The 16001-nt window shown below is 42.5% G+C and carries 14 protein-coding genes; 6 read left to right on the top strand and 8 right to left on the bottom strand.

Annotated features, from left to right (window positions below; translation table 11 throughout):
- Positions 1-164: 164 nt before the first annotated feature.
- Positions 165-1406: an HhoA/HhoB/HtrA family serine endopeptidase gene (locus FD724_RS31555; protein ID WP_179075354.1), complete on the top strand. Its 1242-nt coding sequence runs from the start codon at positions 165-167 to the stop codon at positions 1404-1406.
- Positions 1407-1477: 71 nt separating this feature from the next.
- Positions 1478-2008, top strand: coding sequence for a peptide deformylase (gene def, locus FD724_RS31550; protein ID WP_179075353.1), 531 nt, complete (start codon positions 1478-1480; stop codon positions 2006-2008).
- Between the two features lie 147 nt (positions 2009-2155).
- Here the strand turns inward: def and FD724_RS31545 are convergent, their stop codons facing one another.
- Entirely contained in the window at positions 2156-3847 is a 1692-nt protein-coding gene (locus FD724_RS31545) for an NAD-binding protein (protein ID WP_179075352.1), read from the bottom strand.
- A gap of 350 nt (positions 3848-4197) precedes the next feature.
- On the opposite strand from FD724_RS31545, the gene FD724_RS31540 reads away from it, so the two are divergent.
- Together FD724_RS31540 and FD724_RS31535 are read left to right on the top strand one after the other, a co-directional pair.
- Complete coding sequence (locus tag FD724_RS31540; protein ID WP_179075351.1) at positions 4198-5295, top strand: D-alanine--D-alanine ligase family protein; 1098 nt, start codon at positions 4198-4200, stop codon at positions 5293-5295.
- Positions 5296-5496: 201 nt separating this feature from the next.
- A complete protein-coding gene (locus FD724_RS31535; RefSeq protein ID WP_242060738.1) occupies positions 5497-6147 on the top strand; it encodes a hypothetical protein in 651 nt (216 codons plus the stop codon).
- 299 nt (positions 6148-6446) lie between these two features.
- On the opposite strand, the gene FD724_RS31530 is transcribed toward FD724_RS31535, so the two are convergent.
- Positions 6447-6935 (bottom strand): hypothetical protein, encoded by a 489-nt coding sequence (locus FD724_RS31530; RefSeq protein ID WP_179075350.1) that lies wholly within the window; start codon positions 6933-6935, stop codon positions 6447-6449.
- Between the two features lie 163 nt (positions 6936-7098).
- Between FD724_RS31530 and FD724_RS31525 the strand changes: the two genes are divergently transcribed.
- The gene (locus FD724_RS31525; protein ID WP_179075349.1) at positions 7099-8997 is read left to right on the top strand and encodes a serine/threonine protein kinase; all 1899 of its coding nucleotides are present in this window, start codon (positions 7099-7101) and stop codon (positions 8995-8997) included.
- A 145-nt stretch (positions 8998-9142) separates the two neighbouring features.
- Here the strand turns inward: FD724_RS31525 and FD724_RS31520 are convergent, their stop codons facing one another.
- The 5 genes from FD724_RS31520 to FD724_RS31500 form a co-directional block, all read right to left on the bottom strand.
- Positions 9143-9802: a heterocyst differentiation related protein gene (locus FD724_RS31520; protein WP_174709225.1), complete on the bottom strand. Its 660-nt coding sequence runs from the start codon at positions 9800-9802 to the stop codon at positions 9143-9145.
- Between the two features lie 241 nt (positions 9803-10043).
- Positions 10044-10862, bottom strand: coding sequence for a tryptophan synthase subunit alpha (gene trpA, locus FD724_RS31515; RefSeq protein ID WP_179075348.1), 819 nt, complete (start codon positions 10860-10862; stop codon positions 10044-10046).
- A 108-nt stretch (positions 10863-10970) separates the two neighbouring features.
- Entirely contained in the window at positions 10971-11282 is a 312-nt protein-coding gene (locus FD724_RS31510; protein ID WP_179075347.1) for a DUF3007 family protein, read from the bottom strand.
- Positions 11283-11307: 25 nt separating this feature from the next.
- Positions 11308-11520, bottom strand: coding sequence for an NAD(P)H-quinone oxidoreductase subunit L (gene ndhL / locus FD724_RS31505; protein ID WP_012412810.1), 213 nt, complete (start codon positions 11518-11520; stop codon positions 11308-11310).
- A 1037-nt stretch (positions 11521-12557) separates the two neighbouring features.
- Positions 12558-13154, bottom strand: coding sequence for a Uma2 family endonuclease (locus tag FD724_RS31500; RefSeq protein WP_179075689.1), 597 nt, complete (start codon positions 13152-13154; stop codon positions 12558-12560).
- Between the two features lie 421 nt (positions 13155-13575).
- Here FD724_RS31500 and FD724_RS31495 point away from each other — a divergent pair, with 421 nt between their 5' ends.
- Complete coding sequence (locus FD724_RS31495; RefSeq protein WP_179075346.1) at positions 13576-14892, top strand: hypothetical protein; 1317 nt, start codon at positions 13576-13578, stop codon at positions 14890-14892.
- Positions 14893-14907: 15 nt separating this feature from the next.
- Here FD724_RS31495 and FD724_RS31490 read toward each other — a convergent pair whose 3' ends face one another.
- Positions 14908-15825, bottom strand: coding sequence for a lysylphosphatidylglycerol synthase domain-containing protein (locus FD724_RS31490; RefSeq protein ID WP_179075345.1), 918 nt, complete (start codon positions 15823-15825; stop codon positions 14908-14910).
- Between the last annotated feature and the right edge of the window lie 176 nt (positions 15826-16001).

The raw sequence follows: 16001 nt of genomic DNA, 5'->3' as shown, positions 1-16001 counted from the left end.
TATCCACCACCTTTGCTGCTAATCGTCACAATAGAAGATAAAGCATCAATTTAGCATCCAGACACGCTAGACCTAGAATAAGCTTTTAAGTTGTAATCATTTTGGGACATACCCAGTAGGCAAGATCCTAACACTCAGCGACTGACACGGAGAAGCAACGATACATGAAGACAACAAACCATGACTTAGCACCCAAAAAAACTGATACCAAGGGTTTGCCCCAGAGGTGGTGGATGCTGTTATATGGGATAGCAATGGTGTTCTTGGGAAGCTGCTCTCTTGTACCAGCTAAGACCTTTGAGACTCGACAAAGTGACACTCAACCCCAAGAAACAATAGAACCCAATCAGGGAATTGTCCCCCCGCCGATTTTCTCGTCGTCTGGAGATCCTAATTTTGTGGTAAAAGTAGTACAAAATGTGGGGCCTGCCGTAGTTCGCATTGATTCTTCTCGAACAATTACTTCTCGCGTACCAGACGAATTTAACGATCCATTTTTCCGGCGGTTTTTTGGAGACGCAGCACCACAACCTAGACAACGGGTAGAGCGCGGTAGTGGCTCTGGATTTATTATTAATTCTTCAGGTCAAATTTTGACCAATTCCCATGTGGTAGATGGTGCTGATAGAGTGACTGTCATACTCAAAGATGGTCGGACTTTTGACGGTAAAGTACTGGGTGAAGATCCAGTAACTGATGTTGCTGTGATCAAAATTGATGCTAATAATCTGCCAACCTTATCTGTAGGTAACTCAGATGCTTTACAACCAGGAGAAGCAGTAATAGCTATTGGCAACCCTTTAGGCTTGAATAATACCGTCACTTCTGGGATTATTAGTGCTACAGGTCGTTCTGGTAGAGATATCGGTGCTAGTGACAAGCGGGTTGATTACATCCAAACCGATGCTGCCATTAACCCTGGTAATTCTGGTGGGCCATTGCTTAATGCTCGTGGACAGGTAATAGCGATGAACACAGCTATTATCCGAGGCGCTCAAGGCTTGGGATTTGCTATCCCCATTAACACTGCACAAAAAATTGCCCAGGAATTAATTGCTACAGGCAAAGTCGATCATCCTTATTTGGGTGTTCAGATGGTGACACTGACACCAGAAGTTAAAGAAAAAATAAGAGATAAAGCAGGCGATCGCTTAAATCTTACAGCAGATGAGGGCGTTTTGCTGGTTGAGATTGTGCCGCGATCGCCAGCAGCTGTGGCTGGACTACGAGTCGGTGATGTGATTAAAAGCATTAACAGCCAGCCTGTTACTAAAATTGAAGAAGTACAAAAGCTGGTAGAAAATAGCAAAATCGGTACTAAGTTACCAATACAGGTGGAACGCAATGGGCAAATTGTCCAAATAGCAGTTCAACCTGCTGCTTTACCCGCAAGACGAGAAGGATAAAGTTTGTCATTGGTCATTGGTCATTAGTAAATACCAATGCCCCATTCCCCATTCCCCAAAATAGTTTTATCATGACTGAATTAGCACCAATCATTCAATTAGGCAATCCAACATTGCGCCAAAAAGCTGTTTGGGTTGAGAATATTCAAGATGAGCATATCCAGAAATTAATTGAAGACTTAATTGCCACTGTTGCCAAGGCTAACGGCGTGGGGATTGCTGCGCCTCAAGTAGCACAATCTTATCGTTTATTTATTGTGGCTTCCCGTCCTAATGCCAGGTATCCCAACGCGCCGGAAATGGAACCTAATGCTATGATTAATCCCAAAATCATTGCTCATTCAACTGAAGTTGTCAAAGATTGGGAAGGTTGTTTAAGTGTTCCCGGAATTAGAGGGTTAGTTCCTCGCTATAAATCTATTGAAGTGGAATACACTGACTGTCAAGGCAATTTACAAAAGCAAGAATTAACCGATTTTATTGCTCGGATTTTTCAACACGAGTACGATCATCTCGACGGTATCGTATTTGTTGATCGCCTAGAAAGCACTCTTGATATGATTACTGAAGAGGAATATCAACAACGAGTAGTTAACAAATAAGTAAGAGGCAATAGGCAACAGGCAATAGGCAATAGGCAATAGGCAACAAGCATAAGGGTTTTCGCCTAGTTTTATTTTATTGTGTCAACTTACTTCAATGGGAGTGGGCAGTAGTGTATTAATTACGAATTACGAATTACGAATTATTTAAGCGTGTGTTTCGCAAACTCGCTCGTCTCGCCACAATTGATATAGCCGTGTCGCTGGCATAGTCATATATAAAACATCGCCAGCACTGAGGCTTGTCTCTAATAAATCCCAACCGTGAAGGGTTTGGTGATTCGTTTCTACGTACAAAGGTACACAGTCAGCAGACATGGCTACATCTTTCACCCACTGACCACAAAAGGCGTGTAAAGGTGTAATCACAGTTGCAAAAGCTACCCAAAGGCTATCGGCTGTGATGCCATTGCCAAGAATGCGTCCTCCTAGTGCAGCAGCAGCAAAAGCTGGGGCTGCTAGTTCAGCCGGACTCAGTACTGCGTCGAAGCCAAATAGCTGTTGAGCTATGCCAGCAAAATCGGGATCGGCATAATGAACAATCACCGGAATGCTGGGTGTCAAGCCTTTGGCTTTGAGGGCAATTTCCAGATTGGTGGCATCATTGCTAGTAACAGCAATCACTGCGGCGGCAGTGTCTATATTGCTGGCTTTGAGTATTGTGCGGAAGCTGGCATCACCCTGAATTACGGGGATACCTAGTTCTCGGGCAGTGTTGATATATTTGTTATTGGAGTCGGGTTCAACTACTACAACTTCATGTCCACTGGCGTGAAGTTGCTGGACAATTCTCACTCCAATCCCACTCAAGCCACAAACAATGTAGTGATATCGCTGAGGAATGCGGGCTGCATCCCAAAATTGCTTAAAGCGGCTTCCTAAGACGAAATCGGTGAGCATTGCATACCAAATACCAATCACCACTGCTCCAACCAGCATCATCACAACAGTAAATAACTTAATACTGTTAGGAGCATTTTCTACTACTTTGTCATTACCACCCGCTCCCGTAATCATGCCTACAGAAAAATATAAAGCATCGACAGGAGATAAACTCAACTGAGCCGACATATAGGTGAGTGTAGCGATCGCAATAACTGCAAGTAACACAACAGCACCTATCAATACCGATCGCCCGTGTTGTTGAAACTGCTTAAAATTAGTCATGACTTTCAGCAGTTTTTTAATCAATGACCTGCGGGGAGAACGGATACGGGGTTGTGTACCAATAATTAAGCGATCGCCTACTTGGATCTCTTGTCCAGATATGACACCTGACACCAAATCCATCTCACCTTTGACTGGCAAGTAATAAATTAGCATCCGCGATCGGTCTTCCCACAATTCACTCAGCTTTAGACCTTTCCAGAAATGGTTTTCATCAATGTATTCTTCATGAATGGGCCAAGTTTGCTGAAATAATTTGATTTGTCCGATCGCTCGGTTTCCCATCGCTGCAAAGGTGAATACGGGTGCTGCTAATCCCACAACACTCATACTCAAATGGTCTGGCAAACTTTGATCTAGGCGCTCGCCCAAATTTGTATTATAAAAACGGTTGATAATCCGAATCTGGGGATTCAGCACTCGCGCTTGCATCATAATAGACAAATTCAGAGCATCTTTAGAGCCAGCGATGACTAAAGTATGTGCCTGTTGAATTCCTGCTGCTGTTAGGGTAGAAGCTGCTTGTAAATCGCCAACAATCACATCTCCTGCCGTTTCGCCAGGGATAGATTGGTGATGAATGCCAACAACGAAGGCCCCCTGATGTCTCAGCAAACGAAAGGTTTTATATCCGGTACGTCCTAAGCCGCAAACAATAATTCTGGGTTTCATGAAACGGCAGCATCTTTTACAGGTAGGGCTGCATTTCTAGTTATTGATCAATATTGTTGCCCATTTTCCTGGAATATTACTGTAGCTGACAACACGATTGTTTCAATTGAAGGCAGGGGGCATGGGGCATAGAGAAGAGACAAGGAAGACAAGGAAGAGGGGGGAGACAAGGAAGAGACTTGTTCAATAATTCCCCCTTGTCCTCCTTGTCCCCCTCGTCCCTCTCGTCCCCTAATCCTTCCCTGCTCCCTGCGTCTTCGTTGAAGGGGCAAAAAAATAATATAGAAAAATATGGCAATTTTTGTAGGTTGTGATACGCTATCTGCTTGAGAAGTGTCGAGGAACCGAAAATGACTAAGCTGCGCGTGGGGTTACTGTTTGGCGGTCGTTCGGGAGAACATGAAGTTTCAATCAAATCAGCACGGGCGATCGCTAAAGCCCTGAGTGCAGAGGAAAATGCTACTAAGTACGAAATACTTCCTTTTTACATCCAAAAAGATGGACGCTGGCTAGCGGGAGAAGCACCCCAAAAGGTTTTAGAAACAGGCAATCCGCTTCTGGAAGCAGAACAAACTGCTGAGGGAAATCTGACATCCAATCCTCAAGCCCAAACCCTGAGTAAATGGGAATCTCCCTCTCAAGTTGCCCAAGTGGATATTTGGTTTCCCGTTCTCCACGGTCCCAACGGTGAAGACGGGACAATTCAAGGGTTATTAACTTTGATGCAAGTCCCCTTTGTTGGTTCTGGGGTGTTAGGTTCGGCGATGGGGATGGATAAAATTGCAATGAAAATGGCCTTTGAGCAAGCGGGACTAGCACAGGTAAAATATAAAGCGATAACTAGAGCGCAAGTTTGGTCTAATCCTTGCGTGTTTCCGAAACTGTGTGATGAGATTGAGGCAGCATTAGGTTATCCTGCTTTTGTTAAACCTGCTAATTTGGGTTCATCGGTGGGTATTGCTAAAGTGCGATCGCGCCAAGAATTAGAAGCCGCCTTAGATAATGCCGCCAGTTATGACCGAAGACTGGTTGTAGAAGCTGGTGTCGTCGCCAGGGAAGTTGAGTGTGCTGTTTTAGGCAACGATCAACCCCAAGCCTCTGTCGTTGGAGAGATTAGTTATGATAGTGATTTTTATGATTATGAAACTAAATATACAGAAGGTCGGGCAGATTTACTGATTCCAGCACTGATTCCAGATGCGATCGCTCGTCAAATTCAGGACATGGCTTTGCAAGCCTTTGCAGCTGTTGATGCTGCGGGATTGGCAAGGGTCGATTTCTTCTATGTAGAAGCTACACAAGAGGTTTTGATTAACGAAATCAATACGTTGCCAGGCTTTACGGCGACGAGTATGTATCCCCAACTCTGGGCCCATAGTGGAGTCTCCTTTCCAGAATTAGTTGATCGGTTAATTCAACTTGCTCTTGAAAGGTATTCTCCTAGCTGACAGAAAAAATAAGCAAACTGATTTCAGAGCATTACGGCGAGAAGTCATAAGAAATACACAATTTTGACAAAACTTAGTCGGATTTGGTAGCTTCTGTTTTACAAAAAAGCTACTGGAATCTGAAATTTTGTTACGGATACCTGATGCTTGACTCCTCCAGTACAATTTATTGACTAGAGGGGTACAAATCTGAAAGTAATCATGGAAAAAAGTCAGAGTGTACAGCGCGAGCCAACCCAACTCAGAAGGGCTACTCCAGAGCTGACAAACAGGAAATCGAGATTAAAACAAAGCTCGAATGTTCTGATATATCTGGTAACACATCATCCTTGGCTATTGTTAACTGGGTGTTTAGCCATGTTTTTAGGAGGTGGTGCCTTTGCCCTGTATAGCTTAGGTAATGCTGGACAGGTAGCACAAGAAGAACCAGAAACAATCCCAGTTATTGTTGAAGAACCAATCAGTGTGCCCTCTGAGAATAGTAACCCTACACCTTTATGGATGGTAGCTGCGATCGTCCTCAGTTGTGGTGGTGGTTCTTTGATTGTTTTCAAAATGCTTAACCGGAAAACACAACCGCAAAAAGTCCAAAAACAGGTTAACCGACATCAGGCACGCTTGGCACAAAGCCAGTACCAAAGATTGGAACCACGCCTTCCTAAAAACCAACCAATTTTTGTGCCACAGCCACAACTGATGCCGCTGATGCAGATGCAACCTAAAGCAAAACATTTGGTGACGGTTCTGCCAGCAGAACACAAGCACCACTTGGATACGCGCACAGATTCTTTAGCAGACTTAATGGATCTTCGTAAAAATAGTTCATTGTCTGCAATTTTACGCCAGTATTAAATTTAATGTAAAGCAAAAACCTTTCAAAATAATACTTTTTGCGAATTAGGGCACGGTTCTACCGTGCCTTTACTAATTTTATCGAACATAATTCAGAATTCAGAATTCAGAATTCAGGAGTCAGAATACAGGAAAGGTATTCTGACCGAAAAAGCGGATAACGCTGCGCGTAGCTTGCTTACACGAAGTAGGTACGGCATAGTAACCTATGAACGAGTCCGCGCACTCCTACGGGAATCTTGCTAGCAAGAGCATCTCGATTCTGACTCCTGCCTTCTGCCTCCTGCCTCCTGCCTCCTTCATCCTTCTGGCAATTTAGCAAACGCGTGTTCAACTAAATCTTTTGCTTTAGCATCCAAACGCAGCCAATCCACTTCACCCAGTTCATCAATTAAACTAGTATCAATCTCAGCAGCTTCTTTCTGTGGGCTGTATTCAATAAAACACACCTCATAACACAATTCCCACAAATCGATACTCGCTTCTTGCTGTTGACGCTGCAAACGTAGATGATATCCTGGATGGGGCATCGGCAAACGAGTAAGAGTCTCTCTAATTTCATCGGCTTCTTGAGGCGTTGCAGTTTCCATTGCTTGCAACAACTCAGTCACCAATGCTTTGATTTCATCAGTGGTGCTAGGCGGCCAAATCAGGACATCATGGTAAGTTCCCGTCCAAGAAGATTCATCAAGGGACTTGCGGATATTATCGATAACGCGAATGAAAGCAGGTTGCATGAGGATTTCAGCCTGCTGCCATGCAACTGGATTTGTTATTTTCGGTGGCATTGGTAATAAACAGGGGCACTAAAAGAAAAATAAACAGTCTGCGTTTATAAAAAAGCTGCGTTTTTAATCTAAATCTTTTCTCAAGATAGCGGATTTCATTGAAGAAAATTTGGAGATATTTATTACCAGCTGGACAATTAGGTAATAACTCTGGGGAGGGAATATGATCGGCAAGCTACTAGACCATCGTTACCAAGTAATTCGAGTCCTCGCAATGGGAGGATTTGGTCAAACTTATATTGCCCAAGATACTAGGCGGCCCGGCAACCCCATTTGCGTTGTCAAGCACCTCAAACCCGGAACTGACCCCAGAGTCTTTGATACTGCTAAACGCCTGTTCAACAGCGAAGCCGAAACCTTAGAAAAACTGGGCAACCATGACCAAATACCCAGGCTGCTAGCGTATTTTGATGAAAACCAAGAATTTTATTTAGTACAAGAATATATTGAAGGACATACCCTAGCGGAAGAACTTACACCTGGTAAACGCTGGAGTGAAAGCCAAGTAATTCAATTATTACAAGAAGTTCTGGAAATTCTCGAATTTGTCCACAGCCAAGGCGTTATTCATCGGGATATCAAACCGGATAATATTATCCGTCGCGCCTCAGATAATAAGTTAGTTTTAGTGGATTTTGGGGCAGTGAAGCAACTGCGTACCCAGATGGTAACAGTGGGGGGGCAAGCATCTGCCACGGTTATTATTGGCACTCCTGGCTATATGCCTACAGAACAAGGGCAAGGTAAACCCCGCCCTAACAGTGATATTTATTCTCTCGGCATCATCGCTATTCAAGCACTAACAGGATTATTGCCAACAGCATTGCAAGAAGACCCGGAAACAGGCGAAATCATTTGGCAGCAATCAATAAACGTAAACTACCGACTGGCGGCAGTGTTGACGAAGATGGTGCGTTATCACTTCAAAGACCGCTACCAAAACGCCACGGAAGCACTGCAAGCCTGTAAAGATGCGATTAATCCAGTACCTACACTTTCTCAACCTCAACAAGCCAGCAAATCTAGACCTCAAGTATCTCGGCTGCAAACAGTTGCAGTTGCACCAGCAAACCCTGTCAAACCTGCGCGTAAAGACTCCAGTAAATCTGACCCATGGCCAATATTAATTGGCGTATTATTAGCGGGTGGTGCGGCTGCCTTGGTAGCAAATGTATATCCAAATGTAAAAAATTTAGCTTTAAATCTTACGGGTCAGGATACTACCTTAGCAAACAAATGCTCGGCTGTTGTCGTCGGAAATTCTAATATCCGTTCTGAACCTAGTTCGATAAATTCTGATAATGTTTTGCAAACAGTTGCCGATAACACCAGTTTCGAGGTGACTGGCAAGCGCACAAAACGAGGTTGGATAGAAGTTAAACTTAAATCTGGTCGTTTGGCTTGGGCACACTCGGATGTAATAACCAATAATAGAGAATGGGCTTCTTGCCTGCGCGAAAAAGGTATTGTAACTAAGATTGTTGATGATAGTAGCTTGATTGCTACTCAACCGACTCCCAAGCTAAAAGCAAAATCTAGGGATGTGGCAACTCCCTTACCGGAAAAGCCGAAGGGGTCAACTGACGATGCGGGCAAATCAGAACGATCGCAGCCTATTGATAACAGTGCCAATATTATAGAGCAAGCAAAACAGAAGTATGATTCAGGGGATATAGTTGGAGCGATCGCACTTTTAAAATCAATTCCAGCAAATGCTACTTCTGGTATCCAAGAGACGGGCAAAATGATTGCCCAGTGGCAGGACGATTGGGCGAAAGCAGAGGCGTTATCTAATGAGATCAACAAAGCAATAGATGATGGTAAATGGGATAAAGTTTTAGATTATAGAAACCATCCAGAAAAATTGCCTAATACTAAATATTGGCGAAACAAAATAGAACCATTATTTAAACAAGCAGCCGAAAATCTAGCAAAACAGGCACTAACTCAACTAAAAAATCAAGGTAATCCGAAGAATAGCCAACAAAAACTTCCCGATACTAACCAACCTGCCACTAAAGAGAATCCCAATAGCACAGAAACTCCGAAAAGCGATTTTTAACAGTTATGAGTGTTTACATCCTTGGCAATACTTACAAATAAACCCTGCCTCTTAAATTCACAGAAGCAGCCTCATAAAAAAAATTCCAGATTTTACCTGGAAACGAGATTTTAAATCGGGTTTATCTGTTATTTGATTTTCCCGATTAATGCATTTCGTCGTATTCTGGGGCTTCAACTCGTCTTGCTTCCATCCGCGAAGCTGGCAAAAATTCAGCGCGACGCACTGGAACCAAAGGCGGTGTATTCCCTTGGTAAGGGTGAATTACTTGTACAGTACGGGCTGGACGCTGCCGTGGCGAGAACAAAGCCAAGACTCCAGCGACAACAACACCACCACCAATAGTCAGAGTTGCGCCTCCCACAGCCCAAAGCATGGGTGAAGACCACCAAGAGGTTTGCGGCTGGAGTGCTGCTACTTTTTGTTGGTTATACTGCTGGGCTTGTTGCCACTGCTGCTGAGTATTGAAATTTTGAACTTGTCCTTGGAGTTGTTGATTTTGCAACTTCAACTGTTCATTGTCGTTCTTTAAACGCTCCAGCTGCATCTGCGTATTCAGCTTTTCCATCTCCAGGCGTTGGTCAGCGCTGGTAGCGGTTGGTGGCTGATTCGGATTGGGATACATTGGTTGCCCATAAGGGCCGTAAGGATACATTTGTGGCTGTATTCCCGGTGCTACTACCCCTGGCATTTGCGGAGCAACAGCAAAATTGGGTTGTAGGGGGGTATTTGTTCCTTTGAGCAATACGAGAGCCGCCAGCCCAGCTACGGCGACCCCGCCGATAAACGCCATACTCTCACTCATCGCCTTTGCTCCTCAATTGCGACGTAACTATAATCATTTGTGACTGACTCACTCTCACACTCACACTCATAAATTATGCCTACTTGACTTCACATAATACTCAAACTATAAGCGACCGTATCAGCTAGTTTTTTTACATCATGATATCTGATGTTAATATTCAAAACCATAATGGTCAAATTGTCTACCAAACAAGGATAGAAAAACTACGCTGTTATACTTTTTAATCTACTTTTCCGTTCTAATCAAGAGGAGTATTTGTGCTGGTTTTGATGGCTGCTTTGAGACTTTGGCAAAATTGGGCGATCGCCAAAAGTCCTTGCTCTGGAGTACCTTCTGCTAACCGTTTTACAAAAGCACTGCCCACGATCGCCGCATCTGCGCCCCATTCCTTTACCTGACGGGCTTGTGCCGCTTCGGAGATGCCAAAGCCTACACCGATGGGTTTCTCAGTAACACCACGAATTTGTTTGAGTAAATCGGACACGCGGTTTTCCAGTTGCGATCGCACTCCTGTAACCCCTGTGACGCTAACTAAATAAATAAATCCAAGAGACGAATGAGCGATCGCTTCTATTCGTTTAGCATCGCTGGTGGGAGCTACCAATAAAATTACATCAATTCCCATCTCCTTAGCTGGTTCGAGCAAGCCTGCTGCTTCTTCCAAGGGCAAATCTGGTACTACTAATCCTGCTACCCCAGCCGCAGCTATTTCCTGGAGAAATTTATCAATTCCCCGGTGCAAGATTGGGTTGTAGTAAGTAAATAGAACAATAGGCGATCGCAATTTGGGAGTAATCCCTTGCAACATTTCCAGTACCCGCTCCAATTTTGTTCCCCTTTGTAGAGCGCGGGTAGCAGCAGCTTGAATTACTGGCCCATCAGCTAGAGGATCGGAATAAGGTATGCCCAGTTCAATAATATCGGCTCCACTCTGATCTAGAACCTGCAAAGCTTTTGCTGTTGTTTCTAAATCTGGATCACCAGCAGTAATAAACGGAATCAGAGCGCACTCATGATTCCGCCCAAGGGTTTCAAAGCAATCAGAAATTGCAGTCATTTGAGTCAAGTGTCAATAGTCAGTGGTCATTGGTCAGTGGTCATTAGTCATTGGTCATTAGTAAAGGACAAATGACTAATGACAAAGGACAACTAACCAATGATAACTTTACACCTGTGATTGCTCTTCTTGTTCGATTTCAGCTTGAATTCGTGCTAGCTCTTCTGGACTAAGCTCATCTAGCCGCTTTTGCAGAAAGTCTTGCTCATATTGTTCCCGTTGTTGGTGGTAGGTCATTTTTTGTCCCACCGCACGGAAAAAATAGGTCGCTAACCAGCCAATTAAACCACTGACTAGTAAGACTTGGCTCCATATACCAGCTTTTTGAGTGTCCAAACCGACTAGCTGCAATATTACATAAGCCAAGCCGCCGGCAATAAAAACACCTAAGCCAATTCCAATAGCGTCAATCCGTCGCATGAGAGTTATGACCTACCAATTCTCGTTAAACTTGAACTTGTCGCCGTTGGGGTCGGAAATTTGCAAACGGCGATAGAACCAACAGACCTGGAAAAAAGAAAAACACCAAAAAGTACATCAACAAACGCTCGATGGAGCTAGCTACATACCAACGCTGCTTCAGGTAGAACAATACAGCAATGGGGATTACCAGAAGGTAAGCTCCAGCCAAAATCAGATATAGCAGGGCGACAATCATAACTTTTTTGGTCTAAGCATCTGTTTTCCATCATAGGCTGAAGAGCCAAACTGAGGGAAGTATAATCCTGATGCTTTCAATATCACTACGCCATAATTCCTTTTTTTATCCAGATTGATTGATAAAAGCTGATTTTATGCTATTATCGTAAATCTACTAGCAAACAAATGCTTTAGTCACACAAGATGAGAAACTCATCTAGGTTGATTACGAATAAAACTTCCGATTTGGGAAGCGATCGCACAATCTAGAAAAAATATTTTCAATCTAGTTGGACAAAAGACACAATTGATGGTGGAATAGATAAGGCGGTATTTGCTGCCTCCAAAAATAACTAGGTTTATATCTAGTTAATTACCAAACACCTGCGGGGGTGTGGCGGAATGGTAGACGCTACGGACTTAGATAACTGAGCCTTGAAGGAGAAATCCCTCAAGTGGAAGCTCTCAAACTCAGGGAAACCTAAATCTGGTGACAGACATGGCAATCCTGAGCCAAGCCGAAGAAAGTCCTGAGTCATGAGTGTTGAGTAAATTTAAAACTCTTAACTCCTAACTCATAACTGTTCGGAAGGTGCAGAGACCCGACGGGAGCTACCCTAACGTAAAGTCGAGGGTAAAGGGAGAGTCCAATTCTCAAAACCTGATTTGGCTATTGCCATCAGGCAGCAGTGAAAACTGCGGGAGGATGAAAATCCGTTGACCGTAAAAGGTCGTGTGGGTTCAAGTCCCTCCACCCCCACTAAAAATTGAAAATGCCGAAAAGCTTTTATTGTGACTTTACCCATAATTTTGCCGCAACGGTAAGCTTATGCTTCCAATAAAGAGTGGCAAGGTTATATTTCCAAACAAATTTCTCTTCGCGCTGCCCTTAAAGCAGCGCGAAATTTTTTTTCGCGAAAACATCCTGGTTTAGCCAACAGCCTTGAAATAGCTACCTCACTAGGATAAATACCTTCAGTGTAAACTTGCCTAACACCTTGTTTTACCTCCTCGCAACACTGTTCGATCCGTTTGATGCGAGATTCTTTCATATACTTAACGTACTCGGCTGAAATCGCTCGGCAGTTCAAGGGTTAAACCGCGATAGACTTGTTCAATGGGGAAATTGAGGTTAATGCTTTTGAGTTCGATTGTGTCGCCTGCTTTGTAGTTGATAATCAACCAGTCGCCTGCATCGTTTTTGTGATACAGGTCGATTTCGATGCTGGTGGAACTGACTAGTAGGTAATCGATTAAGGCTGGGTTTTGGCGGTACATTCGGAATTTGCCACCTCTGTCGTAGGCTTCGGTGCTGGCGGAAAGGACTTCGACAATGAGGCAGGGGTAGGTAATATATTGGGTTGTGGTTTTATCGCGATCGTCGCAGGTAACGGTGGCATCTGGGTAAGTATAGTTATTACTGCCAAAGATATTGACTTTGACATCAGAATTTCCGGTGATGCAACCTGTATTTTCTAAGTGGCTGTCGAACATGGCGGTGAAGCGGATGGCGATACGACCGTGATTGACGCTGCCGCCAGTCATGGCGTAAACTTCGCCGTTGATATACTCGTGCTTTTCCAGTTGGGTTGCTTCCCAGGCAAAGTACTCGTCTGGGGTGAGGTGGGGGGTGTTGCCTTTGGCTGCGATCATTGTGGGGAAACTCCTGGATTGGATGACTCGCACACTTTCATATAGAAAAATCCCTGCTGCACTTTGTTTTACACAAATAGATTTATCCGTAATGCCCTACTCTTCGTCTAACAATGCTTGCTCATCAAGGAAGGTTTGTAGCCGGATCTCATAATCTTCATAGTAAAGTTCATATAATGCTTGGCTGTAAAGTAGTTTGCCGTCCAAGGGATACTCTTCTAATTATTGAGACTAAGTAATTTCACTAGGATTTTTGATGAAGTATTAAACAATTTAGATTTAATACTTTATTTATGGTCGAATTTTATCAAATTTGTGTAAAAAGATCACTGAATTTCAGAAGAATAGATTGATGCTAGTGTTCACCAAGGTTAAGCTGGTAATAATATGAACAGGAAGCCTTTTTGTCCTGATAACTGGAATGAACGCTAATAGTTTATCAATTAGTCAGGAAAATCCCCATAGTGTTACGTCTAACTCTAGACAGATAAATATGCAAATTGCACAAGAAGAGGTTTATAGCTTCTTCGTGGAAATTGTCAAAAAACTGTCCCCAGATGATGTTTTGCGAGAATTCAAAGGTTTATTTATAGACGGTCTTGATTCAGAAGAGTCAGATTATATTCCTGGGATATATAGTATTTTTTTAGATGATAATGAGCAAGAACTATGTAATACACTCAAGCGGTGTTGCTACATCATAGTTAATAATTGGAAGACTAATCGAAAAGATAAATATATCCAAGAATTAGTTAATTTATTTGTTAACGAAAATCTCAAGATCAAAGACAATAACGATCCAGTAGTAAAGATTTGTAAGACTTGGTTAGAGAATTTTGTCAACAGCAAAGACTACCAAGAATTGAAATTGTTTGCTGATAAATATGATGAATCATCTAAAGGTCATTGGGCTAATCGCTATAGTTCTTATTTATTAATCGATCAATCTGTTAATAAAAATAATCCCATAGAGCAGCAAGAGGCTGCTAGAAAGCTTTCTAAACAGATAAAAGAAAAATTTAAGTTTGAACTGGCAATGTATATTGCTCGTTCTCAATCTACCGTTTCTAGCACAGCACGCTATAAAAATCCTAGTGTTTTGGGAGACCAGGCTCTACGTTTAATTAAAGCAATTGTTTTAAAAAGAGGGGTTTTTAGTCATGAGAATATTGCTCATATATTTCTCAAACAAACTCAAAATCAAACTCTAGAACAATTTAAAATTAATCTCGAAAAATATCTATTTCTTTCTGTAGGCAAACAAGAATCAGTTGAGACTTGGAAGCAGCAGTTTATAGATGTTTTATCAGCATGGAAGAAGGATTATAATCAGGAAGTTATTACTAAAGAATTGTTTTTGAGAACTTGTAATCGAGTCATCGATTACTTGACAATAGAAAACAGCAAAGAACCTTCGTCATTATTTATCTTATTAATTAGTCAAGGTCATGCTCTAACGTTGGTAATTATACTTTTGAAAATAATTCTAATTTGTAATAATTCCCGTCGTCATTTAGAAACTCGGATTGCTCATCTGATTCGTTTTTACGAAAACTATTCTGAAGATGAATGTAAAGGTGTAATCAATTTTATGGAGATTTTTAATATCACGTTTGCAATTTATGCAGAAAACGTAGAATATAACTTGATTAAGATGGAAGAACAAAGCAGTAATCCGCAGTTGAATCTAGATGGTTATCGTGTGTTTTCACAGATGAAAGTAGATAGACCCAAATGAGTTTTGCCTAATTTATTATTTAGGAAGGCGTTCGTCTAAGTAAGCGAGGGTAGCGCCCGCAGTTTCAGCTAGAATACTAATGAGGCGATATAGAGCGATCGCACTAAATACTAGGGCCGCTGGAAAGTGATGTTGCAAAAGTTGATATGCAGTCGCTTCAAATACACCTAACCCACCAGGCGCACCCGGAATCACAAAACCTAACAGCCAAGCGCAACTAAAAGCCCCTAGCAACAAAGGAATTTGATTTACGTTCAACGAACCCAGCGCGGACATAGTTAATATAAACCCAGTGGCGCGTAGTGCCATAAAGCCCAACTCTCCTAATAAAGGGCGTAAAGGGTAGCTTTTCAGACTGAAGGGAACAGTTGGTTGAGTTGTAGCAGCAGACTTTTTTGCTTTTAATCTGTATAAAAAGCGAATAACTGGGTTTAAAAACCGGGGATGAATTGCACAAAGAACTAGAGCTAAACTCAATAATTGCAGTAATTGAATAGCAAGGGTAGTATTAGCTGCCGCAAATTGGCTACTGCATAAGACAATGATGATTAAAGCAGCCGCTAGCATGAGTAGGGGTTCTAGCAAAACGCTTAAGGTGGCTGCACCAGCAGAAACATTGGCTTTTTTGGCGGCGACAATTCGCCCGTAGTGATGCCAGATATTACCTGGTAAATACTTAGCGATGTTCGTTTTTAGGTAAACTTGGATGAACTGGGGAGATGATACAGGTTGATTTAACTCTTGCAGAATCCAAGTCCAAATCCAGCCTGCCCAAGTATGCGCTAGTAAAGTTACGCCTGTAGCGATCGCTATAATTGCCCATCCTACCCCATCAATGCGAATAGCAGTGACCCCAATCCAATTATCCTTCAAGGCTTTCGCTAAAAAAAACAGCGTTCCGCCCAAAATTATCCAGCGTAAAAATTGCTTCATGAATTTAGTAATTTAACGGTTGAGCAACAAGGGGCCAATGCCTCTACGATTGCAGTACATTAGCTACCTATTCAAAGCTTTTGAAGTATAAAACAGCTTGATATAGTGCTTTTTACGAAAAGTATATTACTTTATTTTATATCTCTCTAGAGTTAGATAAAAATATTATTCATGTA

The organism is Nostoc sp. C057 (assembly GCF_013393925.1).
GTDB lineage: Bacteria > Cyanobacteriota > Cyanobacteriia > Cyanobacteriales > Nostocaceae > Nostoc > Nostoc muscorum_A.
Note: the sequence above shows the minus strand (reverse complement) of the source record. Positions and strands in the feature narration are given on the sequence as shown.

Bases quoted from the DNA above. Each gene is read 5' to 3' on its own strand.
- FD724_RS31500 (WP_179075689.1), bottom strand. From the start codon at position 13,154: ATGATCGCAGCCAAAGGCAACACCCCCCACCTCACCCCAGACGAGTAC.
- ndhL (WP_012412810.1), bottom strand. From the start codon at position 11,520: ATGATTGTCGCCCTGCTATATCTGATTTTGGCTGGAGCTTACCTTCTG.
- FD724_RS31520 (WP_174709225.1), bottom strand. From the start codon at position 9,802: ATGAGTGAGAGTATGGCGTTTATCGGCGGGGTCGCCGTAGCTGGGCTG.
- FD724_RS31530 (WP_179075350.1), bottom strand. From the start codon at position 6,935: ATGCCACCGAAAATAACAAATCCAGTTGCATGGCAGCAGGCTGAAATC.
- FD724_RS31490 (WP_179075345.1), bottom strand. From the start codon at position 15,825: ATGAAGCAATTTTTACGCTGGATAATTTTGGGCGGAACGCTGTTTTTT.
- FD724_RS31540 (WP_179075351.1), top strand. From the start codon at position 4,198: ATGACTAAGCTGCGCGTGGGGTTACTGTTTGGCGGTCGTTCGGGAGAA.
- def (WP_179075353.1), top strand. From the start codon at position 1,478: ATGACTGAATTAGCACCAATCATTCAATTAGGCAATCCAACATTGCGC.
- FD724_RS31525 (WP_179075349.1), top strand. From the start codon at position 7,099: ATGATCGGCAAGCTACTAGACCATCGTTACCAAGTAATTCGAGTCCTC.
- FD724_RS31545 (WP_179075352.1), bottom strand. From the start codon at position 3,847: ATGAAACCCAGAATTATTGTTTGCGGCTTAGGACGTACCGGATATAAA.
- FD724_RS31555 (WP_179075354.1), top strand. From the start codon at position 165: ATGAAGACAACAAACCATGACTTAGCACCCAAAAAAACTGATACCAAG.
- FD724_RS31510 (WP_179075347.1), bottom strand. From the start codon at position 11,282: ATGCGACGGATTGACGCTATTGGAATTGGCTTAGGTGTTTTTATTGCC.
- trpA (WP_179075348.1), bottom strand. From the start codon at position 10,862: ATGACTGCAATTTCTGATTGCTTTGAAACCCTTGGGCGGAATCATGAG.
- FD724_RS31495 (WP_179075346.1), top strand. From the start codon at position 13,576: ATGAACGCTAATAGTTTATCAATTAGTCAGGAAAATCCCCATAGTGTT.
- FD724_RS31535 (WP_242060738.1), top strand. From the start codon at position 5,497: ATGGAAAAAAGTCAGAGTGTACAGCGCGAGCCAACCCAACTCAGAAGG.